7 protein-coding genes are annotated in these 12,196 nt (G+C 43.7%); all 7 read left to right on the top strand.

Going from position 1 to position 12,196, the window contains the following annotated elements:
* Window positions 1-1,057, top strand: a 1,057-nt coding sequence (locus tag VF500_RS07445) for a contractile injection system tape measure protein (RefSeq protein WP_330859069.1), incomplete at its 5' end; no start/stop codon positions are given.
* Window positions 1,054-4,653, top strand: a complete 3,600-nt coding sequence (locus VF500_RS07440) for a DUF4157 domain-containing protein (protein ID WP_330859068.1) — start codon at window positions 1,054-1,056, stop codon at window positions 4,651-4,653. The genes VF500_RS07445 and VF500_RS07440, both read left to right, overlap by 4 nt.
* Window positions 4,650-5,633 (top strand): tetratricopeptide repeat protein, encoded by a 984-nt coding sequence (locus VF500_RS07435; protein ID WP_330859067.1) that lies wholly within the window; start codon window positions 4,650-4,652, stop codon window positions 5,631-5,633. Before VF500_RS07440 ends, VF500_RS07435 begins: the two co-directional genes overlap by 4 nt.
* A 7-nt stretch (window positions 5,634-5,640) precedes the next feature.
* Window positions 5,641-6,594 carry a DUF4157 domain-containing protein gene (locus VF500_RS07430; protein WP_330859066.1) on the top strand — a complete coding sequence of 318 codons (954 nt, stop codon included), beginning with the start codon at window positions 5,641-5,643 and terminating at the stop codon, window positions 6,592-6,594.
* A gap of 1 nt (window position 6,595) precedes the next feature.
* On the top strand, window positions 6,596-7,924 hold the full coding sequence (locus tag VF500_RS07425; protein WP_330859065.1) for an ATP-binding protein: 1,329 nt from the start codon (window positions 6,596-6,598) through the stop codon (window positions 7,922-7,924).
* A gap of 298 nt (window positions 7,925-8,222) precedes the next feature.
* Entirely contained in the window at window positions 8,223-10,535 is a 2,313-nt protein-coding gene (locus tag VF500_RS07420; RefSeq protein WP_330859064.1) for a sensor histidine kinase, read from the top strand.
* A gap of 5 nt (window positions 10,536-10,540) precedes the next feature.
* Window positions 10,541-12,196 (top strand): sigma 54-interacting transcriptional regulator (locus VF500_RS07415; protein WP_330859063.1); only part of this gene is annotated, 1,656 nt, incomplete at its 3' end.

The raw sequence follows: 12,196 nt of genomic DNA, 5'->3' as shown, positions 1-12,196 counted from the left end.
AAATAAACTGTCGGGGTTGTTGATAAATGATAGTGTTTATCAATCAAAGCTTATCAGTTTGTTTAAGAGCTCACCGCTTTCGGTAACCAGGTTATTCAGCCAGTTTAGCATGGTATTTATTAAAAAGCTGGTAACGGTTTTACTTCAAGCTGAGGCTTATGATCTTCAAAGAAAGATCGACGCTATTGTGGATGAAATCATGCGTTTGATAAGTGATGAATCTGTAAATAACATAAACGCTAATATTAAAGATGTTTTACCGGCAGACTTTAATAGCGACTCCGGGCGGCAGATCATTGAAAAGTTATTGCTTATGATTTACCTGCGAACAGGCTGTAATGAACTGCCTGTTGACAGTGGGTTCCTGAAAAAGTTGATCAGTTTAGTAACCGCAGAACTCAATCTTTCAGCTTCAATATCAACAGCGAACCTTATTCAAATTGCAGAAAAGGCCATCCAATTAACAGGAAATACGCCGCCGGTACTACTGAAATCCAAATCTATTGTAACACTGGATAATAGCTCGGAAACGGGCCCTGCAAAAAAAGAAGAAGTTGATGGCGTTTATGTAAACCAGGCCGGTTTGGTGATCCTGCACCCGTTTTTAGAGTATTTTTTAAAGGATTTCGGCTTGCTGGAGGATAATGATTTTGTCGATCTGCCTGCAAGGCAACTGGCTGTTCATCTGCTGCACTATTTAGGTACCGGTAATGTAAACGCGTTTGAATATGACCTTTATTTTGAAAAGTTTCTATGCCGATGTCCTGCTGAAGAACCATTAGAACGCGAAGTTGAGATACCGCAGCGTATGCTCGACGAAGGTGACAATATGCTCCGCACGGTAATTAAATACTGGAAAGGGTTGAAAAATACATCGCCCGGAGGCCTGCGCGAAGCATTTTTAACGCGCAACGGAAAGCTGATCGAGGCAGAACAGCCCGCCCGTCTTATCGTAGAGCGGATGGACCTGGATATCCTGCTTTCGTCATTGCCATGGGGTATTGGCGTAATTAAACTGCCCTGGATGGATGAACCTTTTTACGTGGAATGGCAATGAAAACACCGCAAAAGGCAGCACCGGCAAATACCAAACAAAACCAGCCTGCTAACAGGCAGGCGGCAGGGAAAGATCCTTTTTTCTCAGCCGCTCATGATATTGACAGTGCACAGGAATCTCCTTTTTTTGAAGGAAATAAGGTTCAGCGCAAAATGACGGTGAATGAACCCGGCGATCATTTTGAAAGACAGGCCGACCAGGTAGCCGATAAAGTTGTACAACACATCAATCAGCCTAAAACCATAGCTAACTCTGCTTCTACAACCGCAACTGCTCCTGCCACTGCAACTAACTCCGCTGTACAAAAGAAGGAAGACAAAAAAGAAGATAAACAGGAAAAGGAGCAGAACGGGGCTGATAAGGAATTGCAGCGCCGCCCGGTTTTTGAAAGTGATGGCGATCCAAACGAGGGTAATACACTAAAACGAAGCAGTCAATCTGCTGCACCTGATATATCTCCTCAAACCCAGCAAAAAATAGAAGACAGCAAAGGTGGCGGCGAACCATTACCCTCCAACACCCGCGAGGAAATGGAAGGTGCTATGGGGGCAGACTTGAGCAGCGTACGTATCCACAATAACAGCGAGGCTGCCGGTTTAAGTAATGATCTGCAGGCCCAGGCCTTTACGCATGGCAATGACATTTATTTTGGAGCAGGTAAGTATGATACGCAAAGCCAGGCCGGGCAACACTTGTTGGCGCATGAGGTGGCACATACAGTACAGCAAAATGGTAATGGTGTTAAAAAGAAGGCTATTATTCAGCGGGCACCGGTTACTTCAATGCTGATACCATCAAAAGGGGTTGCCGCTCCTGTAACCGGGGCCAGTATCACACCAACTGCTACTAACCCCATTGATACTACAGCCAATGTGATTTTTATAAAATCAATGGATCTACCCGCGCTGAAATATGCCTTAATGCCGGCAACAAGCAATTACACGTTTAGAAAAGTTACTAAATCAGGAAAGCACATAGCTGACTGGAATAAGGATGCGGCAACCGGGGGGGACTTTGGAACTGAATTTGAAAAAAAACGAGGGGCAGAAATAGGAACCGAAAAAGCGCCAACGTATTTTTTGACGCTGCCTAATGAAAAGAAAGATAAAACATTAAAGCATATTATAACAGGTGATGTTAAAGCGATTCAAGCTACTGCGGCGAGGCCTTTTTGGGACACCGGCGGCAATGATGTAGATGGTGGTTATGATGTAGATCACAAAGTTGAAACGCAATTGGGAGGCCTGGATGGAATTGATAACCTGTGGATGCTTGAATCGGCTACAAACCGTTCATCGGGCTCCAAAATTAATAATGAGCTTACCGATAAAATAACACAGGCGCTTACGGGAATCACCATGCCAGCCGGTCAAACCGCCCCTGACGTCGATACCATTAAAACGACTTATGCCATTACAGTAGGCTCGTTCACAAATGCCATGTCGGCACCTAAAGGGGCAAACAGGGGTTGGGAGCGTAGTCAGATACAAAAGGGAGAACACTTGCAAAAACTGGCTTTTCTTTCTAAAGCAGATCAAAGTAGATTTAAACTATCTGATTCTCATGAGTTAAAACTTATTACAAGCGAAAGATTTGGAGCAATAAGAAATATTCATTGGTCTCCGGAAACTGGTAAAACAACTGAAAAAGAGGTTAAAGAAGGAATAGGAAGTATAAAGCGTAGCGGCACTAATCTCGTAATTAAAACGATTTCATATGACGATAAAGACGATGCCACAATACTAAGTGAGGGTTCAAAGGGATGGGCTATAATTGAGGCATTTCAGGATAATCCGCTTATAGCTGTAGCCGCAACGAAACTGCCCATTGAACCGGTGCCCGGTATATACGGAGGGAGGTTAAGTAGCGCTGGCGTTAAACAGGCCTTCTCAGGGCTAACAGTGAAGCAATTAAGCCCGGTTGTTATACAGGAGTTGGAGATTGCTGATACGGGTTTAGTAGGATTTGGGAAGATCAACACTGATGTGCCATTTTTAAAAGGTTCGGCTATTGACCTCATATTTGATCAGGACGGTATCAAAATAAGCAAAGTGTTCAATAGCGGCGAGCTCAAAGTGCCGTCGCCATTTAAGGTTACCAATGCTTCGCTCGAGGTTTATGCTGCTACATCCGGGATAGGTGTAAAGGGCTCCGCCGATTTTGAAATTAAAAAATTAGGCAAAGGCCAAGTGGGTGCTAAAGCTAATTCTGCCGGCGAGTTTGCTCTTGATGGCACATTTGATTTCGATTCAAAAACCTTTAATCCTGCACAAATTAAGGCCTCTTATGCTAATGGTGAGTTTAGTGCATCGGGCGAGATCGGGATTCCGGCAGGTAAAATAAAGGGACTTAAATCAGCTCACATTAAAATTGATTATGCAAAAAGTGTATTTAATGCTTCCGGCACAGCCGAACCTGATATTAAAGGCGTAAAAAGTGCCGAGATTCATGTTACCTACGGCAATGAAACATTGGTCATCGGGGGCAGCTTTGTTCTTGATGAAAATATGCCAGGCATCCAAAGTGGCAGCGGTAATGTTGAAGTTACGCGCGGCCCGGATGAGATTTACCATGTAAAAGCCAACGGTAAAGCCATACCTAAAATCCCGAAGATCAATACCGAGCTGTCAATTTCTTATGACGATGGCGCGCTGACCATTGAAGGCAAGGCATCTTACGCTGCCGATAGGGTATCGGGAGAGGTAACCGTTGGTGCAACCAACCGCGCTATCGCCGCGGATGGCACACCATCAGGTCCCGCAGGTGATAAGTTTACCGCCTATGGATCAGGTAAATTAACGCTTAAAGTTACTGATTGGCTACAGGCTTCGGCAAGTGTGAGGGTAACCCCAGCCGGTGAAATTGAAGTTGTTGGTCGTTTGGACCTTCCTTCGGCAGTTGATGTTTTCCCTAAAAAGAGCATCAATAAAGAGCTTTTCAAAGTACCAACCATCCAGATCCCAATATTTGCCATCCCGCTTGGGCCAAAGAGTATCGGCATTGTGGCCACTATTGATGGCGGCCTTGATTTTGATGCTGCTGTAGGCCCCGGTCAGTTAAAGGATGTTTTTGGACAAATAGAATTTAATCCTTCACATCCCGAAAACACGCGGATCAGCGGCGGGGCAAAATTTGTGATCCCGGCACATGCCGGGATAAAATTAAAAGCCGCGCTTGGTATTGGTTTGAGCATTGGGCCGGCCAGTGTTACCGGTGGCATCCAAATAGTTGGTGGTTTGGGCCTGGAGGGAGAAGCGAGCGCTGCTGCAGACCTGGCATGGTCGCCAACAACAGGGTTTGAGTTTAACGCTCTTGGTGAGATAGAGGTACATCCTAAGTTTACGTTTGACGTAAACGCATTCATTAAAGCCGAACTTGATCTTTTGGTTACCGATATCTCAAAAGAATGGACTAAAAACCTCGCATCATTTAGTTACGGCCCGGATCTGCAGGTTAAAGTTTCCCTGCCGATCCATTACAAAGACGGCGAACCATTCGACGTGAAAACTGATGATATTAAAGTTACCTATCCGCAAATCAGTATCACTGATATAGCAGGTGGTATAGCGGATAAAGTTAAGGAGGAAATGTTATGAGCAACAGAAGCCAATTAACCGAACTGATAAACCTCGGTGCCATGCAGCAGCTTAATGGCAATTTTGAAGCTGCTGAGGCTTATTATGCAAAAGCTGCCGATTTGAATGAGCCAAACGTTACGTTGCTCAATAACAGGGGAATGTTGTTTTATCAGCAAAACAAGTTTGCCGAGGCTCTGGCGCTTTTTGAACGCGCTTTGGAGATTGATAGTCAAAATACTTCGGCATGGCTTAACCTTGCCAATACAGAGGTTTTGCTGGGACAATATGATAAAGCTTTACACGCTTTCAGGCAAACCATTACCCTTAAGTCCGACCAGTTTGAGGCTTGGGAAGGATTAGCAAAGTTGTATATGCTATCGGCAGATATGGAAAGCGCCGAAACATGCTGGTTAAAAGCGGTTGAGCTTGATCCCACCAATTTGAGCTTACTGATGGGGCTGGCGCAGGTTTACCTTTCAACCGGTAGGTACGATGAAGCTTTTGAAATGGCTGATTATGTTTTATCAGAAAATCCGCAAAATGGCCGGGCACTGCAAACAGCCGGCTTGGCTCAATTGATGGTAAAAAACTATGCATCGGCAACCGGATATCTTATAAAATACTTAATGGTGTTTCCTGGCGATATCGCTGTACGCAACCATCTTGCGGTGGCTTACCTGCAAAGCGGTCAGTTAAACGAGGGGGCCGCCGAGTATGAAAGACTCCTGGAGTATGACCCCGAAAATGGGGAGATCAGGTTAAATTTAGGGGTGCTTTGCCTCGGCCTTAACCGTTTTGATGACGCGCTGGCACACCTGGATTTGTTACTTGAACAATACCCCGAAAACAAAAAGGGAAAACTTTACCGGGGCATAGCTCTTGCCAATTTAGATCAAAAAGATAAAGCGAAGAAAGTTTTTGAAGACTTGCTGAATGATGCCGGCGAATGGGCCGCCCATGCCAAAAAACAATTGGATCTGTTAAACAATTTAAACTAAACCTCCTATGAAATACATCCATAATACACGCCAGCCGCTTAGTCAGAAACAGGCGGATAAAGCAGATAAACCGTTTTTTAATGGCAGTCGTGAAAAAAGCAAACAGGACGGTGATGCTTTTTTTCAGGCCAGGAAAATTGATGGGAACCAGGATAGTGCCCTTGAACAGGAGGCTGATGCAGTTGCTCATAAAGTAACTACGGCACAGCAGGCACCCGTTAATTCGTCACAGCGGATGGGGCAAATGAGCGTTCAGAAAAAGGGGGCAGATGAGGAAAAGGATGCTAAAACCGGTCAAAAGAAAGAAAAGAAGGACGAGAAAGAAGAAGGCAAGCCACAGAAAAAGGACGAAAAGAAAGAGGAAGAAAAACCAACTCAGAAGAAAGAAGAAGAGAAAAAAGATAAAGAACCGCAGAAAAAGGAAGAGGATAAAAAGGACAAGGAGCCTCAGAAAAAGGAAGAGGACAAAAAGGATAAGGAGGGCGTTCAGAAAAAAGAGGAAGATAAAAAAGACAAAGAGCCGCAGAAAAAAGGCGAGGAAGATAAAAAAGACGAAGGCAAGCCTCAAAAAAAAGAAAAGGGCGAAGAAAAAGATGACAAAGCTGCTGCGCAAAAGAAAGAAGAGAAAGCAGGCGGTGTAGAAAAAACTGAAGGTAAACCCGAAGCTCCCGAGGCAAAGTTTGACAGGTTACTGAACGAGAGCAAAGGCGGCGGCAGCCCCTTGCCGGCTAAAGTGCGCACACAGTTAGAACATCAGATGAACGCCAATTTTGAGCAGGTGAAGATCCACACCGGGCAGCAGGCGGTTGAGCTTTGTAACCTTTCAAAAGCACAGGCCTTTACGCATGGTAATGATATTTATTTTAATGCAGCCAAGTTTGATCCTGAAAGCACCGCGGGTATGAACCTGCTGGCGCACGAATTAACCCATGTTGTACAGCAAAACGGTCCGCGTAAATAAAATGGATACTAATATCAAACAGTTAAAAACGTTAATGCAATATACGGCCGGGTGTATTGAGGCACGGCTGCAAACGGTATTCGGCAATGATGCAACTTATTTGCCGCCACTGTTGCCCCAACTGGAGCGAAACGGCAGTATACTTGAAAAATTGATCAACGATCATGGTCTGAATAGCAATGAGGTGATGATACTGATGATGGCCCTGGCACCGCATTTACAGGTTGAGTTCTTTGACGAAATTATTCAGCCTTATATGCGCGAGTCGGGCGATTTTCAGCAGATTGGAGGCGTTCGCAGCCGTAACGGGCGAAGCTTTTTACCAACCGGCCAAACAGCGGTTTTTGTTTTGGCTGGTAATGATCTGGACAAGCGGCTGGAGATAGCGCAACTGTTTCATCACCATAGCACTTTTGCAATGCAGCATATTTTATACCTGGAGGATGTACCCGAAGGTGAACCCGCTTTATCGGGGAGGCTGGTACTTCAGCCAGAATATGTTGAACTTTTGATCAGCGGCACCGAATCTATCCCAAAACTGAGCATGAACTTCCCTGCACAGCATTTGGAAACTACCTATAACTGGGATGACCTGGTACTCAATGATACTACCCGCAGGCAAATTGCTGAGCTGGAAAACTGGGTGAACTATCAGCAAGTGTTAATGACCGACTGGGGTATGGAGCGGAAGCTGAAGCCTGGTTATCGTGCTTTATTCCACGGTCCGCCGGGAACGGGTAAAACACTTACAGCATCATTGCTTGGTAAGTATACAGGTAAGCCTGTTTTCAGGATCGATTTGTCAATGATCGTGTCCAAGTTTATAGGCGAAACCGAAAAAAATCTCTCCAAATTATTTGAAAAGGCCGATAACAAAAACTGGATCCTGTTTTTTGACGAAGCAGATGCACTTTTTGGCAAGCGAACTAACGTTAAGGATGCGCATGATAAATACGCTAACCAGGAAGCATCGTACCTGCTGCAGCGTGTAGAACAGCACAATGGCCTGGTAATTTTGGCTACCAATTTTAAAAATAACATTGATGAAGCTTTCATGCGCAGGTTTCAATCTGTTATTAACTTCCCATTGCCCAATGCGGATGAACGGTATACCATGTGGCAGAAATCATTTCCGCCCAAAGCTAACCTTAACGGGCACATTAACCTTGAGCAGATCTCGCGTAAATATGAGCTCAGCGGTTCGGGAATCCTGAATGTGGTGCAATTTGCCTGTTTACAAATGCTGGCCCGCAAAGAAAGCCGCATCACATCCGAGCTGATACTGGAAGGTATAGAAAGAGAATACACCAAGGAGAACCGTGTTTGGTAGGAGCTGTTTCAGGGTTGAAAATCCAATTGTGACATATACGTTATCCATAATCTGTACAAGCAAATCCATAATCTGTACATTGATTTGGTAAATCAGGTTGAGCATTTTTATGTTGGCCTGGATCCTGTTTATACTTCAGCGATAAAGAAAATTTAGCTTCCTGTTTATTGAGGCGGTTTGCATAAAATTGAATAAATTTAGCAAATCATCACCTATCACAATTCCGTGGCATTCACAGGAGATGATTTTGTTATGGTGTTGGCAGTAACTATCTCTGAGGCAATAAAATACTATGTGTATGTTTAAATATATATTGGCATGTTTTATTGTTATGTTTTTTGCCTCAAGCACCTTGGGACAAAAAAAGATGGACATTGCTACCATTAAACTAAACCTTGATAATCAAAAAAACAGAGCCGATACCAATACTATAAAGCTGCAAATTCAATTAGGTAGCTACTATCTCAATAAACCAGGCGAGCATAAAGAAGTGCTGGATAGCGGGATCACCGCTTTCAATAAAGCCATTCAAATGAGTGTTGCCGTCCATTCGGCAAAATGGCTTAATGAAGCTATGATGCTCAAAGGGGCATCATACCTCAAACAGGATAACCTGAAGCTGGGTAAATCCACTTTTATGGAGGTAATTAATTACTACCGTAAAATGGGTGACAAATTTCAGGAGGGCAAAACCTGGACCCGGTTGGGAGATGTGATCTCTATTGATATGAAAGGCGCCGCCCCGGATAAAATAAATAGCTACGAACAGGCACGGGTTTTATTTCAGCAAACAGGCCACAAGCTGGATGAAGCCGATATGAACAAGAATATAGCGGATATTCATCTAAATCAAAAAAAACTTGACCTGGCCGAAGCTGAACTGCTAAAAGTGCTGGCCCAGTACAAGGCTATCGGCTATAAAAAACTTCACTATACCTATCACTCTCTTGCCGAAGTAAGTAAGCAGAAGGTCGATCTTCATAATGAGCTTTTATACCGCCATGAGGTAATAAAAAGCATGAATGCAACGGCCGATACCGCATTGGCCGATTTTTACTACGCCAAACTTGCGTTGGTTTATGCCGATCTGAATAAATACGATCAGAGCCTTGTTTACATTCTGAAATCGGCCGAGATCCTGAAAAAAAGAAAGCAGTATGAAGATTTTTATGGTTACCTGAGCCTCATTATTTATGATTTCATTACGGCTAAAAGGCCCGGCGAAGCTCTGGTATACCTGAAGCAGGCCGTAATTGATGTCCCGCCAAAGATCCTGGCGCAAAAGGTTGATATGTATGAGGCATTCGGTAATATCTATGTTGCCCTGAATGATTATCCTAAAGCCGAACTGTATTACCTGAAGATGATGGAGGTATATAAGGTTACTAACTTTAGTAAGGACTTTTATACTACCAACGAGCAAATGGTTACCGATTTTGTGCATTACAACGAAACCATGGCTGGTTTTTATTTGCTTACCAGGCAATTTAAAAAAGCAGGTATTTATACTAAACAGATCCTGTCGTTACCATCAAATGTCATCAGGCCTATTACCCTCACAAAGATCCATGGCATGCAGTTCCGGGTCGATTCGGCATCTGGTAACTATGTAACTGCCATAAAACATTTCGAGATCCACAAACGGCTTGACGATTCGCTGTTTAACGCTATTAAAAACAAACAAATAGAGGAGCTTGAGATCAGTAATAAAACCAAAGAAAACGAACAGTCAATAAAATACCTGGAGATTAAAAATAAAAGCCAGCGCGATGAACTGCAAAAGGTGAACATGCAGCGTAATATTACTTTTGGCGGTGTAGCTATGCTTATTATTATAGCCGGGTTGGCATTTAATGGTTACCGGCACAAGCAAAGGGGCAACCAGCAATTACAGTTAAAGCAAACGGAGATCAATAATCAGAATTTATCCCTGCAAAAACTACTTAACGAAAAGGATAACCTGCTGGATGAAAAAGACTGGCTGTTAAAAGAGGTGCATCACAGGGTAAAAAATAACCTGCAAATTGTAATGAGCTTGCTTAATACGCAATCGGCATTTTTGAAGAATAACGCCGCTCTTGCCGCTATTCGTGAAAGCCAGAACCGGGTACAGGCCATAGCACTTATCCATCAAAAGCTGTACAGCAATTCGGATGTGTCATACATCGATATGTCGGTTTATATTAATGAGCTGATCAATTACCTGGCCGATTGCTATAACCCGGGCGACAGGGGGATCCGTTTTGAGCAAATGGTGCAACCCGTAAAGCTTGATGTTGCCCAGGCTGTGCCCGTGGGCCTCATATTAAACGAAGCCATCACCAATGCTATTAAATACGCCTTCCCCACAATGCGGGGCGAAATAAAGGTAGCCTTACAGCTTGCCGAAGAAACTATTATACTCACTATAGCCGATAACGGAATAGGTTTGCCTGTTGATTTTGATATCCAAAAAGCAAGCTCACTGGGAATGGAAATGATGAAAGCCCTGAGTAAGCAATTGGGCGGTTATTTTAAAATGGAAAATTGCGGTGGCGCTGTAATAACCGTTGAATTTAGGGCGGAGAAGCAGTTAAATAGTATTGAACGAAAAACTTTTGCAGTTAATTAAATAATATGAACAAGAAAATATTAATAGTCGAGGACGAGTCGCTGGTGGCGTACGATCTGAAATTAATATTAACCCGTGCCGGTTATAAAGTTTGCGGCATAGCAGATTCTGTAGCCGAAGCATTAGAGATCATAGAAGAGCAAAAACCGGAGATGGTATTGCTGGATATATTTTTAAAGGGAAACCTGAACGGTATTGACCTTGCCAAAACCCTTACATCAAAAAATATAGCATTTGTATACCTGTCTGCTAATTTCCAGGAAAGTATCCTGGAGAAGGCAAAGGCTACGCAGCCCTATGGCTTTTTGGTAAAGCCATTCCGCGAAAAAGAGTTACTGATAACCCTTGATGTTGCTTTTTATCGCCATCAAAATAGTATTGAATCAAAACTGCGGCAGGAGCAGGCTTTAGAGCAGGTATTTAAAAACATTATTGCCGAATCAATAAACTGGAAGCAAAAACTGCTGAAGATAGCCATGAGTATCCAGCCGCATGTTCCGTTTGATTATTTAACTGTTACCATGAAAAATGGGATGGGCTTTCCTGATAATGCCCTCTCGTTTTTGCGTACAGGGTTTGATGAGTACCAGGTGATAGGCGCAGATGAATTTGTAAATATCACAAAGACTAATAAGGCCCAGTTGGCGCAAATGCAGGAAGATAGTCCAAGGGCAACCAAAGCCGGTTTTTATAATGCGGCTAACTTTACAAAGATCTGGCCCGAGTTTCCTGTTAAAAAACTCATTGCACAGGCTTTTAATATGCAATCGTTTTTGGGAGTACCCTTGCTTACATCAAGCGGCGATATTATCCATTTTTCATTTTACAGCCGCAAAACTGATTGCTATACCAATGATCATTTGATTTTGTTAGATCGCCTGCACAGATCGTTATTGACTACGGTAGAGGAGATCATTCCGTTTGATGCTCCCGAGCCAACAGTAATCAGAGGTGATAAATTAACCCAGAATGAATTAAGCGAGAAAAACAAAGCCGCAGGTTTTAAAGATATTATAGGCAAAAGCCACCAGATGCTAACCGTACTTGACCATATTGGTATTGTAGCCCCGCTTGATACATCGGTACTGGTTTTAGGCGAAAGCGGTACCGGTAAAGAGCGGATAGCCAAAAGTATTCATTACCTGTCGCCCCGTAAAAATAAACCTTTGGTAGTGGTTAATTGCGCTTCTATGCCGGCTACATTGATCGAGTCGGAGTTGTTTGGGCATGAAAAGGGGGCTTTTACCGGCGCGGTTGAAAAGCGTACCGGTAAGTTTGAGCTGGCTAATGGCGGTACGATTTTTTTAGATGAGATAGGCGAAATGCCGGCCGAACTCCAGGTGAAATTATTGCGTGTTTTACAGGAGCAGGAAATTGAACGTATTGGGGGCAAAGGCCCTGTTAAGATCAATGTGCGCATAGTAGCAGCTACAAACCGTAACCTTGAAAAAGAAGTTGAGGAGGGCCGCTTCCGGCTTGACCTATACTATAGGTTGTTTGTGTTCCCGATCATTATTCCGCCGTTAAGGGAACGTAAGGATGATATTCCTGTATTGGCTAAGTTTTTTTTAGAGCGGTATGCGCAGAAAAGCGGCAAAGCAATAACGGGTATCTCGCCCAATGTGATGAGCCAGTTGCTTGAATACCACTGGCCGGGTAAT

This window comes from Mucilaginibacter sp., from assembly GCF_036383575.1.
Classification (GTDB): domain Bacteria; phylum Bacteroidota; class Bacteroidia; order Sphingobacteriales; family Sphingobacteriaceae; genus Mucilaginibacter.
This window is presented reverse-complemented; position numbering and strand designations above follow the sequence as displayed.

Bases quoted from the DNA above. Each gene is read 5' to 3' on its own strand.
- VF500_RS07440 (WP_330859068.1), top strand. From the start codon at position 1,054: ATGAAAACACCGCAAAAGGCAGCACCGGCAAATACCAAACAAAACCAG.
- VF500_RS07435 (WP_330859067.1), top strand. From the start codon at position 4,650: ATGAGCAACAGAAGCCAATTAACCGAACTGATAAACCTCGGTGCCATG.
- VF500_RS07430 (WP_330859066.1), top strand. From the start codon at position 5,641: ATGAAATACATCCATAATACACGCCAGCCGCTTAGTCAGAAACAGGCG.
- VF500_RS07425 (WP_330859065.1), top strand. From the start codon at position 6,596: ATGGATACTAATATCAAACAGTTAAAAACGTTAATGCAATATACGGCC.
- VF500_RS07420 (WP_330859064.1), top strand. From the start codon at position 8,223: ATGTTTAAATATATATTGGCATGTTTTATTGTTATGTTTTTTGCCTCA.